General features: G+C 34.9%; 14 protein-coding genes. 6 read left to right on the top strand and 8 right to left on the bottom strand.

Annotated elements, in window-relative coordinates:
• The first annotated feature begins 306 nt into the window (after nt 1-306).
• The 4 genes from IPH52_08075 (at nt 307) to IPH52_08090 (ending at nt 7771) form a co-directional block, all read left to right on the top strand.
• On the top strand, nt 307-705 hold the full coding sequence (locus tag IPH52_08075) for a hypothetical protein (GenBank protein ID MBK7054995.1): 399 nt from the start codon (nt 307-309) through the stop codon (nt 703-705).
• Nucleotides 705-4268 carry a protein kinase gene (locus IPH52_08080; protein ID MBK7054996.1) on the top strand — a complete coding sequence of 1188 codons (3564 nt, stop codon included), beginning with the start codon at nt 705-707 and terminating at the stop codon, nt 4266-4268. Before IPH52_08075 ends, IPH52_08080 begins: the two co-directional genes overlap by 1 nt.
• A gap of 70 nt (nt 4269-4338) precedes the next feature.
• A complete protein-coding gene (locus IPH52_08085) occupies nt 4339-5091 on the top strand; it encodes an ABC transporter ATP-binding protein (protein ID MBK7054997.1) in 753 nt (250 codons plus the stop codon).
• 97 nt (nt 5092-5188) lie between these two features.
• The gene (locus IPH52_08090; GenBank protein MBK7054998.1) at nt 5189-7771 is read left to right on the top strand and encodes an AAA family ATPase; all 2583 of its coding nucleotides are present in this window, start codon (nt 5189-5191) and stop codon (nt 7769-7771) included.
• Nucleotides 7772-7818: 47 nt separating this feature from the next.
• Here IPH52_08090 and IPH52_08095 read toward each other — a convergent pair whose 3' ends face one another.
• The 3 genes from IPH52_08095 to IPH52_08105 form a co-directional block, all read right to left on the bottom strand.
• Nucleotides 7819-8226 (bottom strand): transcriptional regulator, encoded by a 408-nt coding sequence (locus IPH52_08095; protein ID MBK7054999.1) that lies wholly within the window; start codon nt 8224-8226, stop codon nt 7819-7821.
• A gap of 231 nt (nt 8227-8457) precedes the next feature.
• Complete coding sequence (locus tag IPH52_08100; GenBank protein MBK7055000.1) at nt 8458-9930, bottom strand: hypothetical protein; 1473 nt, start codon at nt 9928-9930, stop codon at nt 8458-8460.
• 6 nt (nt 9931-9936) lie between these two features.
• Complete coding sequence (locus tag IPH52_08105; GenBank protein ID MBK7055001.1) at nt 9937-10293, bottom strand: hypothetical protein; 357 nt, start codon at nt 10291-10293, stop codon at nt 9937-9939.
• A 123-nt stretch (nt 10294-10416) separates the two neighbouring features.
• Here IPH52_08105 and IPH52_08110 point away from each other — a divergent pair, with 123 nt between their 5' ends.
• On the top strand, nt 10417-10773 hold the full coding sequence (locus IPH52_08110) for an STAS domain-containing protein (protein ID MBK7055002.1): 357 nt from the start codon (nt 10417-10419) through the stop codon (nt 10771-10773).
• 3 nt (nt 10774-10776) lie between these two features.
• On the top strand, nt 10777-11514 hold the full coding sequence (locus IPH52_08115) for a dolichol kinase (protein ID MBK7055003.1): 738 nt from the start codon (nt 10777-10779) through the stop codon (nt 11512-11514).
• Between the two features lie 141 nt (nt 11515-11655).
• Here the strand turns inward: IPH52_08115 and IPH52_08120 are convergent, their stop codons facing one another.
• The 5 genes from IPH52_08120 to IPH52_08140 form a co-directional block, all read right to left on the bottom strand.
• Nucleotides 11656-12138 carry an NAD-glutamate dehydrogenase gene (locus IPH52_08120; GenBank protein MBK7055004.1) on the bottom strand — a complete coding sequence of 161 codons (483 nt, stop codon included), beginning with the start codon at nt 12136-12138 and terminating at the stop codon, nt 11656-11658.
• Nucleotides 12122-15670, bottom strand: a complete 3549-nt coding sequence (locus IPH52_08125) for an NAD-glutamate dehydrogenase (protein ID MBK7055005.1) — start codon at nt 15668-15670, stop codon at nt 12122-12124. Before IPH52_08125 ends, IPH52_08120 begins: the two co-directional genes overlap by 17 nt.
• A 96-nt stretch (nt 15671-15766) precedes the next feature.
• Entirely contained in the window at nt 15767-16150 is a 384-nt protein-coding gene (locus IPH52_08130) for a DUF3592 domain-containing protein (GenBank protein MBK7055006.1), read from the bottom strand.
• Between the two features lie 3 nt (nt 16151-16153).
• The gene (locus IPH52_08135) at nt 16154-17842 is read right to left on the bottom strand and encodes an ATP-binding domain-containing protein (protein MBK7055007.1); all 1689 of its coding nucleotides are present in this window, start codon (nt 17840-17842) and stop codon (nt 16154-16156) included.
• 50 nt (nt 17843-17892) lie between these two features.
• Complete coding sequence (locus IPH52_08140; protein ID MBK7055008.1) at nt 17893-18507, bottom strand: hemolysin III family protein; 615 nt, start codon at nt 18505-18507, stop codon at nt 17893-17895.
• Nucleotides 18508-18743 lie beyond the last annotated feature (236 nt).

An 18743-nucleotide genomic window follows, 5' to 3' on the forward strand; every position in this document is an offset into this window, starting at 1 on the left:
CTATGAAGACTGCAAGCTGTAGAAGTAGCAACGAATAAGGCTAATTAAAATGTTGCGAGCAATAAAATACCAGTGGTTACAATTTATTATGCGCTCAGGATTTTGTCTGAACATATTGGATTGAATTTTGTAGATATTCGAAGAACAATACCCACAAATCTGGAGAAAAGTATTCAGGGCTATGGAATGTGGAAAGCAAATATCCAACTATGCATCCGCTTGAAAAAAGAAATATCTGGCTCACATTCGGATATAAGTTCTAAAAAAATTCTTGTAATTTAAGAATGCTATTCATAAAGATATTTTATGAGCGAAACAATAATTTCATCCGTTATCCTATGTCCAAATCCAATGTGTAAGTATACTAATCCACTTAAGTCCAAATTCTGTATGCAGTGTGGGAGCCCTCTTGCAGATGCTGCCAATGATGCCAAAAAAGTAAAGATCGTAGTTTTAGAAAATCAATCTGTTTTACAAGAATTTTTCTTAACTGATAAAACGATAGTCGGGAAAAGCGGAGATATTTCCGTTAAAGGTGCTGACTTTAGTGAAAATATTTGCGAATTCAAAATGGACGGGGAAAAGGTTTTCTTAAATGTAATGTCCGAGAATGTATTTGTAAAGGCTAATATCAATAAAACGCTAGAATTGGTTTCAGGGACTGAAATTAAAATCGGCGATAAAACATTCAGAGTTGAAATGTAATGAATTTAATCTGCCCAAGCTGTAAAACTGAAAATCCAAGCATTGCAATCTTTTGTTCTAATTGCGGATACAATTTAAAGCAATTCAAAGAACTGAGTGATTTAGAATTACTCCAGGAAAGCCTTGCGGCAAAGGATTATAAAGTAGAAAGAAGAATTGATGGAGGAACACAATCAGATCCCTTTTTATGTGAATATATTCCAACAGGTGAAAAATTTGTAATTAGACTTTTAAAAAAAGATCAACCAGAAGATTTGAGAGATCTATTTATCACTGGTATAAATTTAAATGCACAGCTAGATCATCCCAATATTTTAAAAGTAAAAGAAGTAGGGATGCTTGGTGAACGACCCTATTTTATTTCGAAGTATGCGGATAATGGCACTTTGTCTTGGCTTTTGAATACTTATGGCACGAAAGGAATGCCAATCGAAGAGGCAATAGGACTCACTATAAAAATTCTGAAAGGACTACACGAGATTCATGAGCAAAATGTGATCCATCGAAATCTTAAGCCGGACGCAATCTTTACACAGAAAAATGGAGAGCCTGTTATCGGCGAATTTGGATTAGCCAAACAAATTGAAGATGGTAACAAAATAAAAAGCGAAAATCTCGTTGGAACTTTAGAATATATGAGTCCTGAGAGATGTAAGCTTAAGAGAGTAGATAGAAGAAGTGATATTTATTCTGTTGGAATTATGCTCTATCAATTGTTGACGGGTGAGTTACCATTTACCGGTGATACACAAACACTTATATTCAAACAAACCAATGAAGTTCTACCTACAATTACCTACAAACTTCTTGCAAAGGGATTAAATTCAATTATTAGCGGCAAAGAGAAATTATACTTAGCCGCAGGTGAAATTCAAGCTATATTAGAAAAAGCATGTAAAAAAGGACCAAGTAGTCGTTATAATAACGCGATAGAATTTGCAAATGTATTAGAAAAATTTCTAACTTTCGTTAGCACTCCATCACAAACGGCAAATAAGGAAAACCGCTGGAAGGCACTCAATCAATACCGCGCCGATCACAATGCAAATGTGAGTGATGATAGATTGGGAATTACAAATGCAGTTGATGCTTTTGCTCGTTTAATTTCTGCCAAATCTGTCCACCCACCTTTATCTATTGGTCTTTTTGGAAATTGGGGAGCAGGAAAGAGTTTTTTTATGAGCAAGCTCTCTAAAGAAATTGAGAGACTAACAAAGAGTATGCGATCAGAAGCCAAAGCAGGTGTTGAGCAGAGTAATCTGGCTTTTTATGGAAATATTGTTCAAATCGAATTTAATACCTGGCATTTTGTGGACGCAAATCTCTGGGCGAGTCTTGTGAATCATATTTTCTCTAATTTAAGAATTAAGGGTGAGCCAGTTGATGAAGTGAAAGAGCGAAGAAATTTTCTTATTAAAAGAATTGAGAGTGAGAAGAATGGTTTATTGGATTTAGAAAAGGATGAAGAAAAATTTTCAGCTAAAGTAAATGACATTACTGCTGAAATAGAAAAAGAATCTGTAAATTACAAATCAGTAATTTACAATTTATTCGATAAATCTTTCGACTCTGCTATCAAAGAAAAGATTAGCCCTGATGAAATAAAAGAATGGTGTAAAAAAGCTGGCATAGAGTATAATCCCGATGAGCCGATTGCTTCTCAAATGCAACGAATTTACGCGGAGAGTGATAAATTCAAATCTCTTCCTTTACTAGAACAAGTAAAGAGTAGATATAAAGGCTATCTTTATTTTGGAATCGTTGTTCTAATTCTATTCTTACTCGGAGTTTTCTGGGCTACTCTTAGTTATCTGCTAAATATATTTTTTGGATCGGATTGGATAGATAAAATTACTAAATTTTCTACTGATTTGCTATTGAGTGTGATTGGAAGTATAACTGCTATGCTTGCTCCTGTGTATCCAATCTATGTTGGATTAAAGTCATGGGCTACGAAATATTTAAATTGGTCTCCACAATTTTTTAAAAAAATAAAAGATACAATTCCTGATTTGAATGCAGAGCTTGAAAAAAAAGAGAAAGAAAAAGAGAAGAAACTCGCTGATTTAGAAGCAAAGAAAAAAACATTTGAAGAAAAAAAGGAAAACGCCCGTTCGGAAATTCAAAAGTTAGAATCTGATCTAGATAAAACATCAGATGGAGATTATTTATCTACATTTATTAAAGGTCGAATGGGCACGGATGAATACACTAAGCATTTGGGACTACAGGCAAAGATTCGGACAGACTTCGAGCAGTTATCGAATCTAATTGAAAAATACAATAAAAGTATGTTAGCTGGAGAAGTGAAAGATAACGACGGTTATATGATTAATCGAATTGTATTGTATATCGATGATTTAGATAGATGTCCCCCTGATAAAGTTGTCGAAGTGTTGCAAGCGGTTCATTTGCTTCTATCCTTTCCTGCTTTCGTTGTCGTTGTTGCTGTAGATGCAAGATGGGTATCCCAATCTCTTCGTATCGGATATAAAGATTTATTCGGACAAGATGATTCAGCAGATATAGACGGTGATGGAATTCCGGATAGCTTTCGGGCAACCCCGCATGATTATTTGGAGAAAATATTTCAAATTCCATTTTGGTTATATTTTATGAATATCGAGGGAAGAAGAAACCTACTTACGCAGCTAATGGAAAGTAACCTTGAATCGGAACCTGCAAAGGAATCCAATCCTTTGAATGATGTTAATTCTAATAAAATTGTTGTCTCTGAAAGGATAATGGCTAACTCTGAGGCAGTGAATATAAATGCAAACTCTGACATTTCTAAAAATATTTCGGGATTAGAAAGAAAGGATAGTTTAAATCCTGCTTTACAAAATGAAATACAAACTGAATCCAAAGATGCTAGTTCTAATTTAACGGAATCTGATTCATCGGAAGAATTTCCATTTAAGTTAGAAGAATCTGCTGCTGATGCGGAGCAATTAACGATTAAGAGAGAAGAAAGTGATTTCTCTTTAACGCTCGCACCGATTTTAGGGTTCTCTCCACGTGCATTGAAGCGCTTTGTAAATGTTTACTTGCTAATTAAAGTAGGACTTTCTGATTTACAATGGAGAATTTACTATGAAAAAGTTCATCCTAAGACTGGAGAGAAAGATGCAGTAGGAACCATAAGAAATTTTCAAGCCGTAATGCTTTTACTTGCAGTGATTACAGGGCTTCCGGCTACTTCGCGTATACTGTTTCGCACGCTTAGGACAAAGACCTTACGCACTCTTGGTGAACTCTTTGAACAGATGGATGTAAAGAAGAAAAATGACAAATGGTATATTCTGGGAAGTCCTGCTGACGAAATTTCGATTAAGAGAAAAATGGTAGAGCGCGGGCTAACGGATATTTTACCCAAAACAGAAATTACCGATCTAAATTTAGAAGTTAATAAATATAATATGGAAATAGAACTTTTACAATTTACGAAATGGCTTGATCGGGAAAAAAGAAATTGGTTTGAGGTAGATCTCGATCAATTACGTTATTGGGACCCTGTAGTTTCAAGATATTCGTTTCGAGTTGAACCAATTGATCAAGATTGATTCTTTTCTTTGCGCCTTCGCGTCTTTGCGTGAAAGAAACTTCTTTTTACAAAATACCGGTTGTTAATCCATGGAAAACGTTTTAGAAATTAAGAATCTTACTGTTTCAATTCTAGAAAATAGAATATTAAAAGACATTTCTGTTTCAATAGAAAGAAGTAAGATTACTGGAATGATTGGAGGCTCAGGTTCCGGAAAAACTACTCTTATTCGCACAATACTCAATATACAAATGCCTGAAGATGCAAAAATTGAGGGCGAGATTTTTATCAAAGGAGAAATTGCTAGTGCAGAAAACCGTATGTATGTGCAACCTGTTTTCCAAGATCCGGGGAGTTACTTCAATCCACGATGGAATTTACTTCAATGTTTAGAAGAGCCTTTGCATATTTTAACTTCTATTTCAAAGCAAGAAAAACTCGAAAGAATTAAACCCTTGATGAAGGAATTTTCTCTTTCGGAAAAATATTTATCTCAAAGTATAAAACGTTTTTCAGGCGGAGAATTACAGCGAATATCCTTAATTAGGGCTATTCTTTGTAATCCGGAAGTCCTTCTCATGGATGAGCCGGTTAGTGGACTTGATCCCTTAATTCAAAAAGAAGCCTTGCGGCTTATACGGGAATTAAACTCGCAAAAGAAAATTACAATATTTTTAATATCGCATGATATAGATTTTATATCGAAGCTTTGTGATTTTGTATACGTAATTCAAAATGGTGAAATTGTAGAGAAAAATTTTACATCAAAAATATTGGACAATCCACAGAATGAATATACGAAGCTACTCTTACAATCACGCAACCTTGCAGAAGTAAAATAAATCGTAAAATGAATTGTGATAAAAATCACCAAATAGAAATTTTTTTGGATTGTGAAAATATGATTGAAACGAATTTATAAAGTCAAATAATAAAGATATGAAATTAGATAAAATTACTCGAAAATTGGCGGAAGCATTTACTCATTCGATTCAATTTGCTGAAGAGCAAAATAATTCCGAGCAGACAGAAGAGCATATTATATATTCGATATTAACCGATGATTCTGGTATGGGAGAAATTTTACTTTCTCATCTTAATCTTGATAGAATAAAGTTTAAGAATTTAGCAAAACAGGCTATTACTAAATTGCCAAAGGTGCAGGGTGGGATGCATATAGAGCCTTCGAGAGGGCTTATGGCGGTGGTAAAACAAGCGGATACGATTCGAACTGAGTTGAAAGACGAATACCTGTCCACCGAGCATGTATTAGCCGCATTCCTATCTGATAGTAAAACAAATTTAAAAAGCGAATTCAATAGAGAAGGACTTAATTATAATAATTTAACTACGAGCATTCGGAATTTAAGAAAAGGTAAAACTGTTATGGACGATTCACCTGAAACAAAAATTGATACATTGAAAAAATATGCACGGGATTTGAATGAGCAAGCAAGAAAAGGAAAACTAGATCCTGTAATTGGGAGAGATGAAGAGATAAGAAGAATTATACAAGTTCTTTCTCGTCGAACCAAGAATAATCCGCTCATCATTGGCGATCCCGGTGTAGGCAAGACTGCCATTGTAGAAGGACTTGCCGGAAAAATTATTGCCGGAGATGTTCCAGATGGAATCAAGAGCAAATCCATATTTGCCCTTGATTTAGGAGCGATGATTGCGGGTGCAAAGTATCGAGGAGAATTTGAAGATCGCTTAAAAGCACTCTTAGATGAAGTAAAGAATTCAGACGGAAATATTATTTTATTTATTGATGAAATCCACACTATCGTAGGTGCAGGTGCGACAGAAGGTTCTCTCGATGCATCTAATATGCTTAAGCCTGCACTCGCTCGTGGCGAATTACGGTGTATAGGCGCTACCACGCTCAAAGAGTATCAAAAATATATAGAGAAAGACGCTGCATTAGAGAGGAGGTTTCAACCAGTTTTTGCTAAAGAGCCCACAATTGAGGAGACAATCATGATTTTGCGCGGCTTGAAGAGTAATTACGAATTGCATCACGGAATTCGAATTAAGGATTCTGCCATTATTGCTGCGGCGAATTTATCAAACCGTTATATAACTGATCGTTTTTTACCGGATAAAGCTGTTGATTTAATTGATGAGGCTTCCAGTAAGATGAGAATCGAAATGGATAGTATGCCTGAAAATATGGATCGAATGCAGAAAAAAATTCAATCCTTGAAAATAGAAAGAGAGGCATTAAAGAAAGAAAAGGATAAAGCATCTGTTTCTAGGTTAGAAGAATTAGAATCTGAACTTTCTAAAAATGAAGAAGAATTTTCCCTTATTCAAACAAAATGGAAAAGTGAGCGTGAAAAAATTCAAAAGATTAAATCTCTTAAAGAAGAATTTGAGAAATATAAAAATTTGGAAAAGGAAGCGGAACGTAATGGTAATTTGAATTTAGTTGCAGAGATTCGTTACGGTAAATTAATCGAAATTGATAAAGAGCTTTTTACGGCAAATCAAGAGTTATCGTCAGTGTATGGGCAGGATAGACTTCTTCGGGAAGAAGTTTCAGAGGAAGACATTGCAAATATCGTATCTCGATGGACAGGAATTCCTGTAAGTAAAATGCTACAAGGCGAGAAAGAAAAATTACTTCATATGGAAGATGCATTAAAGGAGAGAGTGGTAGGACAAAATCACGCTATATCACTGTTATGCGAATCGATTCGAAGATCGAGAGCCGGGCTCAGTGATGGAACTCGACCAACTGGTTCTTTCTTATTATTAGGTCCTACGGGAGTTGGTAAAACGGAAACTGCTAAAGCTTTAGCTGCTTTTTTATTCGATGATCCAGCGGCAATTGTTCGAATAGATATGAGTGAATACATGGAATCGCATTCGGTTTCCAAATTAATCGGAGCGCCACCTGGCTACGTTGGTTATGATGAAGGTGGGCAGCTAACGGAAGTTATTCGCAGAAGACCTTACAGCATAATATTGTTAGATGAAATTGAAAAAGCACATAAAGATGTTTTCAATATCTTCTTACAGTTGTTTGATGAAGGTCGGTTGACCGATGGAAAGGGAAGACTCGTAGATTTTAAGAACACAGTTGTTATAATGACTTCCAATATTGGCACTTCGATATTACAGGAAGATATTACGATAGAAGAAAAGGAAAGACTTATTGACAGAGAATTGAAGAAACAATTTAAGCCAGAGTTTTTGAATCGCTTAGATGAGATTGTTATTTATAATCGAATCGATGAATCTGTGCTAGAAAAAATCGTTGAGATTCAATTGAAGGAATTGTCTGAGCGATTAAAGAATAGTGGTTTAGAAGTAAAGTATAGCTCCGAGCTAAAAAAGCATCTTTGTCAAACAGGATTTGATTCAGAGTATGGGGCACGACCACTCAAGAGACTCATTCAGCGCGAGCTTGGTAACTCTTTAAGCGAATTTATTTTGAAAGGAAATTACCAGCAAGGCACAAAATTGATAGCAGACTATAAAATGGGAGCTATTGAGTTAAGTTTTGATTCAAATTGAATTCTCCCGACTTAATTTGATAATCGGGAGAGTTGGTTGGGACTAAATTAGTATTGAACAGTAGCTAGAAAAAGCTCTGATTGTTCCATTTTGAAAACTTTTGATGCTAATTGCTTGAATTCTTCCGTAGGTTCAAGTAAACCAAGTTCTACTTTGGAAAGAAAAGGAGTAGAAACTTTTAGTTTTTTTGCCATGTCATACTGTTTGATTCCCATTTCTCTTCTTTTTGCCCAGAGCTTATTTGTAAGTCCAGTGCTAAATTCAGGAAAAATTTCTTCAACAGGGTGATCATTAAAAAGCTTTTCAAGGGAAGTTTTAAGAAATTTTGCAACATTTACCTTAAACCTCTCTGTCGGTTCCTGGCTATCAGTTTCAATTTTTGATAAGTAACTAGGGGACACGCCAAGTGCTCTCGCCATATCATACTGTTTGATTCCTCTTTTTTTTCTAAGCATGTAAATATGATTTTTCATGAATGTTAACCTCTTCGGCATTTATACTAGACTTGTTTTTTAATTCAAGAAAATATTTACAAAATAATAAGTTTTTGATAAAAAAAAATTATTTACTAATCGCAAAATGCAAGATTTGATAAAAAGATATGAAAAATAAAAAATTTACTAGAAAAACAAGAGAATATTAGTTTATTCTAATATTCTCTTGTTTGCAAATTGCAAAGAGGGGAGTTAGACTGAGCCGGCTTTTAACTTGTCGGTATGAATTTTTAAATGATAATCTGACTTTAGCTTCTCAATTTGTTTCTGCATTTCCCCTTTGATTTTGGCAGTGCGAAGTTCTTCTCTAATTTTTTCTTTTACCTGATCGAAAGGCATTGGATCTCTTTTATTTGGATTCGACTTTGATGGGCTAGAATAAGCATAAAGCTTTCCAGCCTCATAGGTATCTTTCAATTCTTGCTCCGAAATTGGTGCTTGTAAGTCCTGTAAATCTCTTACGAAGAACGACCATGAAATATTCTTTTTCCAAAGCGATAGGCTACTTTCAAACTTTTCAGATGACTTCAAGTTTTTTACTTCAGCATTATCAGATAGAAGAGTAATTGGTAAAATGGCTGAATTAAAAAAATAAAGAAGTTCTTTCGTTGGCGGCGAATAGCTATTAGGCTTCATATTGACTTTTGCATATTCACTTTTTATATCTGCGATCGTATAGGTCTTATCTCCTTTTGTATAAATGGGAGTAGTGTCTACGAGTTCGCCTTCCGAGAGTGTTGACATTTCTTTTGAGAATTGAATACCACTTTCTTTGGAGATTTTTTCATATTCTTCATTCCAGATTAAAGCCTGTAACTGTTCTTTGTATCTATCTCCAATCATCTTTGCTTCTTTTTCTAGTTTAACTTCATCTCCTATGTAATAATCAGCTAGTTGTTTTTGATCATCTGCTGCTGTTGCTTTAAAATCTTTAGCCAGTGTTTGAAACTCTTTAAACTTCTTAGATAGATAGGATTCCAAATCTGCTGCTTTCATTTTCTTTACTTCAATGATGCGGTAGACAAATAAATCTCCATTGAATTCTTTTTTGGCAAAGGTTTGTAGCAGATTACTCTTATAGGATTCGATCAAAATTTCACGGAGAATATTTTCTTCAGAGCAATTCATACACTGAGGCTCTAATAGTCCGCTGATAGGTCTACGTCCTTCTTCTTCTGTTTCTTTGGAAACATAGGCATTGATTTCTTTATCTGACTTTAATTTTTGTAAATCACTTAGAACACGATCTGCCTTAACAGAATTTGGATTTCCATTTGCATCTTTTTTTATGTAGAGCATTTGACCTGATACTAATTCCATTTCTTTGGATTTGAGTCCTTTCTCTATAAAGTTTTTTCGATAGAGGTTAACTAAGAGTTGCTTCTCTTTTAGAGCAAGAATAGATTTATAAATATCTGTGTTTTGATGACCTTTTTTATTTGTTTCGATTTCTACAATAGATTGAACTGCGATAGTTTCTAAAACCGAGGTTTGATATTTTATTGCAGTAGTATTATTGTCTATAGCCAATTCGTGATTGGGATAAAATTCCCTAAACTCTTTTCTTTTGACAATGCCACCATCAAAAATGGCTAGCTCTTCTTCTCCTGATCTGCATGTAGCAAATAAAGAAGCAATTAATAAAATAATAAATATTCTTTTCATAATGTTTTAATACCTGTGAACCTTTCTCTCTTTTTTTTGCGGAGGTGACTCCCTATTTTCTTGGTTTTTATTTTCAATTGTTGGAATATTGGTTATATCTTCGATTAAATTCTTGAAGCTTTTTTCTTCTGATTGGTTTCTAATGTAAATAGATTTTGGTATGTCTACTTCCAAATCTAGAATAGAATCTTTTATGGATTTTAATTTCAAAATTTCATCTGAAATGCTCTTTTTTAAAGTATAACTATAATCTCGGTTATCGCTAATGGTTTGATTTGTTTTGCTCAATTCATCGATATCTCTGTCTATTGCTGAAAACAATTTTAGGACATCGGTAACTTTAATTTTAACAAACTCTTTCATAGCTAAATTCGATGATTGTTTTACCAATCAATCTAGCAAGAATGAAAAGACCTAGCGATTAATTTTTTAATGTTTAGAAAATATATATTTGTATTTCAAAGGTAAATTTTTTTGGATGTTCCTATGAGCTTACATGAAATTGAAGTGCAGGTCGAGAAAATTGACAATATTTTCGTGATGCGACTAGAAGGGTCGATTTCTTCTTTTACCTACAAGAAGTTTATAGAGGAAGTCAGAAAGTGTAATCGTAAGGGTGGACTTATCATTGATATGGAAGAGGTTACTGCCATTTCCTCGATGGGTATCGCTGCTCTTAAGGAAATCAGCGATATGAGTTATAAGTCAGGAAATAAAATCGTATTCCTAAATCTATCAATGAACGTTAAGCAATCGCTTCAAATGGTAGGGCTCAGTAAAGTGTTCAATGTCGCGCCGAATGAGGAGCTGGCAATGAAGATGGCATCTAAACCAAGCAGGTAATAAATGGGTATTTTTAATTACAAAAGAAAACTTTTTCATCTATTAGGATTTATTCTTCCTTATTTGTATTATATTGATATTTTTAAGGATGCTTTCGGCTTAACAAATGCATCGAGAGCAATTATTTTTTCCATTCTCATGTTTCAGGGATTGGTCTTAGTCACAACCGAATATCTAAGACTAAAAAACCTATCTTTTAAAAAATGGTTTTCTGAAAACTTCGGAGCGCTTATGAAGAAGGAAGAAGAAACTAGAATGAATGCGACTATTCCCTATATGCTCTCTAATGCAATTGTAGTTTTATTCTTTCCACCTGAATTTTATTTTTTCGCGGTCGGTTTTTTACTGATTGGAGATCCTGTCGCTGCTTTCTTCGGAGCGAATTATGGCAAATACCGATTCTACAACGGCAAATCCTTAGTTGGCGTTGTATCCTTTATTATTGCAGCTTGTCTTGTTGGTCTTCTTTTTATGCTAATTTTTCAAAATACTAAAGAAGGATCTTTATTTGCCCTTTTCACTCAAAATGGACTCAATTACAAAGCACTGATCGCAGTCCTACTGTCAGCTATCGTTTCGGGGCTAACAGAGTTTTTCTCCGGTCATGCCTGGAATGGGTTTTTAGATGATAATCTTACTATTCCACTGGCGGCAGCGTTTACTCTAGCGGTCGCATTTGTTCTTTTATTTGGAATCAATGTAAATGAAATCTTTTTTCCCGTGATGGATTTGTATAAATAGAGTTGTCGAAAAATTATTAAATTTGTCATGGTGAGGCTCTCGAATCCATGACTTTATTGAGTAAAGTCGCCCTTCGCTCAGTGCAAGTAGCCTCAGGGTGACAATGGTTTAATGTAAAAACTCAAATTCTTTACAAACACGCTAAATTTTTTCAATGTTCTGTCTAGCTTTGGCAGAAAGATAGGAATCCAAAATATTTCCAGAAAGCGAAATCTTTCTGGATAATCCCCATTTGGCGCGAACACGGTCTCTAATTTCTGAGCATAAACGAACATTGTCTTTTTCAATTTCTTTAAATCTAAAGCCGGCAATTTCTTTTAGAAGTAAGTCTACTCGCAGGGAATAAAGATAGTCCAATATTTCTTTTAAATATTTCATTCGATCTTTTGTATTTTCATCTCCCAGGATAGAAATTCCCGTGAAACCCATAAGGTTAATATAAAAGTTTATAATCTGTGTGTTTAAGATTTCAGATTTAAGTGGATGTTCTCTTAATTCTACTTTGTATTTTTTTACGAGAGCAGTAGGAAAATAATCGTAATACAATTCGGGGAAGTCTTCGATATGGAAAAAATTTTCACGAATAGACTCGTTGTATAATTCCATTTTAGCATAGGAAAGCAAGACGCAAAGGACAGGCTTCGGAATTCCCTTTGTTTTGCGATTTCCATTTTTCCCAATCCACTACAGTAGATGGAATTTTTTCTGTTCCCGGGTGAAGTATTTTCTTGGAAATCAAGCTTTGAGATCCCTTAATAAATGAATCCCAGCCCTTAACTATGGACTCCGCATAATCAGTGTCTACCCCAAGGCTTTGTAAAGAATTATCCATTAATACATTCTTACAAACTTCATTTACAATGTCTTTTAAATTGTCATCTCGCTCTTCGTCATTTGCGATTTGTCCTATTTCTTCTAAATGAGAAAAGAAAATTTTAAGGTTCACTTCATGGTCGGATAAGTCAACTCCTGCTGAATTGTCTAATGCATCTGTGTAGATGTTTCCACCCTTTAACGCATACTCTATTCTTCCGAGTTGCGTAAAACCAAGATTACCCCCTTCGCTTACCACTCTTGCGCGTAGCTGAGAACCATTGATTCGCACATCATTGTTGGAAGGGTCTCCTACTTTGGAGTTTTCTTCTGATTCTGATTTAACATAGGTTCCAATGCCACCATTGTATAGTAAATCAACGGGAGCTTTTAGGATGGCAGAGATTAAAGCTGAGCCGGAAAGGCTATTTTCTGTTATCCCCAAAACCTTTTGAATCTCAATAGAAATTGGAATGGATTTTTCTGTCTTTAAGAATACGCCGCCGCCTTGGGACAAAAGCGAAGAATTATAATTATCCCAACCAGAGGATTTCGAATTGAATAATCTTTTTCTTTCTTCAAAGCTTTTTTCTAAATCGGGGTTTGGATCTAGAAAAATATGCTTATGATTAAATGCAGCGACTAGTTTAAAAGCCTTTGAGTGAATGAGTCCATTTCCAAAAACATCTCCTCCCATATCACCAATACCCACAACTGTAATTGGATCTTTTAAATAATCAATATCCAGGTTACGCAGATGTCTATCTGCTGTGACTAATGCTCCTTTTGCGGTGATTCCATACTCTTTATGTGAGTAGCCTCGCGAGCCACCGGAGGCAAATGCATCTCCAAGCCAGAAATTTTCTTGGATAGAAATTGCATTGGCTGTATCGGAAAGCTGTGCTGTGCCCTTATCAGCCGCCACAACTAGATACGGATCAAAGTCATCGTAGGCAAATGGTCCTGCGATATCTGCAAAGAAAAGTTTATCGCTAGCCTTTCTGTTATCGGTTAAAGAGAGTAGGGAAGCGACATACGCCTTGTAAGCCTCCACCATTGACAATTCACTTTTTGCATATTGATTTTTACTTAATACAAATCCTCCTTTAGATCCGACGGGCACGATAACAGTATTCTTCACCATTTGAGTTTTCATTAGAGATAGTATCTCTGTTCTAAAATCAGAAGGTCTATCTGAAAAACGAAGTCCTCCTCTTGCGACAGCACCCCCGCGTAAATGAATTCCTTGAAATAAAGAGGAATAGACAAATATTTCTCTAAATGGGCGAGGCAATGGAAGGCTAATTGGAATGGAGCTATCTATTTTGTATGCAACGGCTACTCTATCTAATCCGCTTTGCTTACCAAAGTTTTTTTCGACACGAGTTCCAAAGAAATTTGTTCTTAAAATGGCTAGCACGGCAGTGCGAATAGAATTTAGAACTTCGTCTTCGCGAATTGTTTTCGCCTTATCTGCTAGTTCTTTTGTTATAGATTCTTTACGCATTATACCTTCTTTAAATTTGCAGTAGAAATACTTCCAAACCTCTTCCGAGAATTCAGGGTATGTTAAAAGTATCTCATTAAAATCGCTGGCATTGAAAGAAGGATTCGTTTGTAAGCAATACTCACGGATTGATTTTAAAAATAAAATTCCATTTGAATCCAATTTGGTTTTTAAGATTAACGCCGATAAAGAATCAACTGACAATTTTCCTTGCATTGTATAGGTAAGTGCATTTTTTAATCGTTCATATAACTGATTTGTATTTGGAAAAGTGTCAAAAAAGAATTCTGTTTTAGAATAGATTTTTTCATTGCAGGTAAATCGATAAACTCTTTGAGAAATCGCAGATAATCCAAATGAGCTTAATGCATTTACCCACATAGATAAATTGAATTCTTTTTCTCTTGTAACGGCTTCTACTAGAGTTGCATTTGTGTTAGTTTCCTCAATATTAAAAATTACTCTCGCACCATTTAGTCTTTGGACTAAACCCAAATCGTAAACTGCCTTCTCCGGATCATGCGTTGCAATATAATCCTTTCTAAATTCTATCTTATTCGGGAAAGGAGTTTCCTTAAAACGATCTTCCCATTTTGTTTTAATGATTTCAATCCAGGGTCTAAATAAATACTCTATTTGGGAGCTAATCTCGAATAGCTTCTGCTTTGAATTCTGATTGGATCTGATTAAATGGTAACATTGAACGGAATTCGTAAGTAAAATATGATAGGATTTGACATTAGCCTCTGGTAGAATATCTCTTACAAGATTTTCTGATTCACTAAGCTTTGATTCAAGCCAATTCTTCTCCGGAATTGTTGTTAGAATCAGTGCGAGATCTTCGTTTATTAGAAGTCCATTCGAACGGTTTTCTGTTTTTAGAGATTGTTCAATGATTACTTTAAATAAAGAGAGGTAAGCTAATTCAGGCATAAGGAATAAAATTTCCACAGGAAGAGAATTAAAGATTCTGCGAACCGTTCGTCCAAGGCCTGAAGAGTATTCGATATTTTCCTTTGATAGAAATTCTTTGAATCGGTCAGAGAAAAATGGAATTTCAATTATACCAAGAGTCTGGGCATGTAAGGTAAAACTTCCTAGAAAAAGAATTTTAAAATCTTTGTGAATTAAGCAAATACAAAAGAATGGATTGTCACCTAAGAAGCTCTCCGTTTGTGTTTCCTTACATTCCAGTAAAATTGTCTCGGATTGAGTTTTTAAATTGGTAAACCATTCGAGATAATTATTATTATCCGCTACAACTCCATATTGCTCAATCTCTTTGCCTGACTTTTGTATGCAAGCACCTTCCCATACCAGACCTTTTTTTAAAAGCCAATCTATTAATTGCGATTTGTCGGAAAGTCTAATGTTTGGAATAGATTCTAATCTTTCTTTAAAAATCGAAAATTCTGAAATCAGTTTTTGAATTTTTTTATAGGAAGAATGAACAGCAGTTTTAACCTGATCAATGATTGTTTTTTCTTTGGTTTGAATTTCAATATAGTAAAATTCTTTTCCTTTTTCGGGATGAAAGTGAAGACTTCGATTGATTGGAAGATTTGTTTTATGAAAGAGCGAACGAATATTAGCCGCAAAGAAAGGCATCGAATTGCAAACAATAACAATGCAATGTAAATTAATTCTTAGAAGTGGATCATCTATTTTTAAATCGTAAGATTTGGTAAATACCGGAGCAGTCGCATTCGATTCTTCAAAGCATTGCCACAATTCAGCTTGTAAAAATTCTACTTCGTTATTCAAATAAAAATCTAAGTAAATACTACCTATTGATTTGTTAAATGCCTGTATGAATGTATTTGTAATTGTGCTCATAAATTAGTCCTTTCGTGCGAATCTTAAACAGAAAAATATCTGAATAGGGTTTTTTGCAAATCCTAATTAGCGAACCTTAAAAATTTTTAAACGAAACTAATCCTCTTCGCTTGTATCATCTTCTACTTCGAGAAAGGCTTTAGTTGGATTTTCTTTTTCATAATAAACAATGACTTCTTTGCCTACTGGATAAGAATTTGTAATAGTTTCTGCTTTTGCTTGCGAGTTATAGGCGTTATTCCAAAATCCAATTCTTTCTGCCTGATACATTTTCCCATCTACTTCATACTCATACTCGACACGGGGGTAAAAATCATTATGCCCCTTGTAAACACTTCTGTATTTATGTTTTTTCTCGACATAGGATTTTATAATTATTCCCGTGACTGATTGCATTTCTGATTTTTTAGGTCCAAAGGTAATACAAGAAAGAAAAAAGAACAAGCCCAAAAGAGATATCCGATCCAAATATGATGACATGGTTTATTCAACTTTATGAAGCTTAAATGTCTGCTTAATGTATTTGCGGGCTTCTTTGGCAGAGTAAGATTTTCCATCGATCGTAAATCCGGTCACTTTCTTTGACAAAATATAGAGTTCATGCTTTGCTCTAGAAGAAGCGGTATATAAGAGTTTGCGCCATGCTTCGGAATTGATTTCAGAAAAGTCAACATCTACAAGCAATAAAATATCTGCTTCCAGCCCTTTAAATTTACGAATGGTTGTTTTTTGAATTTGCTTCTTAATTCTGTCTCTTGTAACAGGTATATTGTGGATAAACGAAAGTTGCCCTAAATAAGACGAGTCCATTGCAATGGTGGTAGCTAGTATGATTTGTTCGGGGAAAATATTCTCTTTAGATATTTTTTCACTTACAATAGAAATAGTATTAGTAAGTAAATCTCTATTATCCACACATTCAATCCAAGTAGGTTCTGGTCCTTCAATTTCATTTTTAAACTTTAGATTTTCGATGCGAATAAAAGAATTTGCAGTTATCGCAATTTGCTTTGTGTTTCGACAATTATTTTTTAAGACTAGTCTGCATTCAGCTTCTCGTAACCACTGAGGTAAAGCGGATGCCTCCTTATGAACCATTTGGCTCTTATCGTAATATACAAAGAATTTTCCGGGGATTGATGTTTCAAGAGCGGATAACCACTCTTCGTCGAAGTCTTGTCCCTCGTCTATAATCATATGAGAATAGGGGAGAATCACTTTCTTGGAAAGTATGTCTTCAATAAATTTGCTTGCTCTTTGTCTTTTCTCAACTAAGCTGTGCTCGTAAATTTCTGAAAGTCCAAAGAAACTATGCACTTGAATGTTTGTATCGTATTTAAAGTGTTCTTCTGTGATATTTTTTTTAAGTAAAGAGTTGTAGACTAAAAATAAAACCTTTTCATTATTTATGGCAAGTCTTCTTGCATGTTCAACGGCTAATATCGTTTTACCGGTTCCGGCACCTCCCCCGATGACAGCGCGATCTTGCTCTTCTAGAAAATCTAACAATAGAGACTGTTCTTTCGTTAAACGTAAAAACTGCTCTTCTCTAACTTCCATATCCCATTTTTGTACGGGGACAAGTTTGAAATAAGGATTGAGCCATTTTTTAATATTCTCTCTAGAACTTTCAGATAGACTTATATGCAAGTGAGCATTGTAATACTGAAAGACATGATCAATTCCTTTGTTGATGTTAGGCAAATTGGAATTATCCAGTATAAAATCTCTTTTTAGATAAGATGGTAGATTAGCCCTCTGAAAAATGAGTTGGGGAAAAAATAGACAGGTATTAATTGGGCACTTCTCGCCGCGTGGGAGTCTTCTCTCTAAGATTTGTTTTAGAATATAAAATTTGGATTCTTCTGCCTGGAAGTAGGGGTTTTTATGCATTAGCCGACGGCGACCATCGAATCCAGTTTGAAACCATTCTTCGTTTTCGATAGTGATCTCGCCGGACTTTACTTCGATTACTAGAAGTCCACGGCTCGGATCATAAATTAGAAAATCTGCTTCTCCTTGTTTATGGAAGGATTTATTTTCTTCTTCTGTCCAGGCAAAAGAATGAAATACCATATAATTATCAGGTAGAGTTCTAAAAGCATCATAGACTATTTTTTCTCCCATACTTCCGTGAAAGTCTTTGGGTAGGGGAGGAATGAATTCGGGCATATGGAAATTAAATTAAATACGCCCTTTCAAATCAAGCAAAGAAAAATCTCTTAGAGAACATAAAAAAGCACTGTAATGTAGTGGCATCCTGCTCCTCCCAATACGAAACCGTGCCAGATTTCATGGTTGCGGGGAATTGATTCTTTCAAATAGAAGAATACTCCGCCTGTATAGAGAAGACCCCCTGCGGCTAACCACAATAAACCTTGCGGATGAAATGTAGTTATTAAATTTTTAATGTCGAGTAGAACTGTCCAACCTGCGGCAAGATAAATCATGGTAGAAAGAAAATCAAATTTTCCAGTAAAGAAAATCTTAACCACAGTGCCAATGACTGCGAGTAACCACACAATGCTTAAAATGATTGGTCCCATTCCATCTCGAAAATTTACAAGGATGAAGGGAGTATAAGTTCCGGCGATTAAATAGAATATGGCGATATGATCTAATTTTTGAAATAAATCTTTGGCTTTGCCTTCTCTGGAGTGATATAAACTGGAGACCGTAAATAATGCTACCAAGCTTATGCCATAGATGAGTGAACTTAGAATTTTCCAAAAATCGTTTGTGGCAAATGCGAAAAATAATAATATTCCAGCTCCTATTAAACTCATACACGCACCCATTGCGTGTGTATAAACATTGACCTTTTCTTCTTTTGTCATAAATCCTCTTTTACAAATAAGATGCATAAAAATAGGAAAGGTTGCTGACTTTGGAAAAAAATTCCATTATTAAAAATTTTATTTAAAAATTTCATTATTCGATTTAGCATATTATAGTTTCCTTACTTCACCTCACCCCGATTTCTTCGGAGTTGAGTTGCTTAGTTTTAATGTCTTCCTTCTTCGCTTTTGCTTCCCTCACCCCAACTTTTTCGTTGTTGCGGTATATTGCTGTA

It is taken from the genome of Leptospiraceae bacterium, assembly GCA_016708435.1.
Classification (GTDB): domain Bacteria; phylum Spirochaetota; class Leptospiria; order Leptospirales; family Leptospiraceae; genus UBA2033.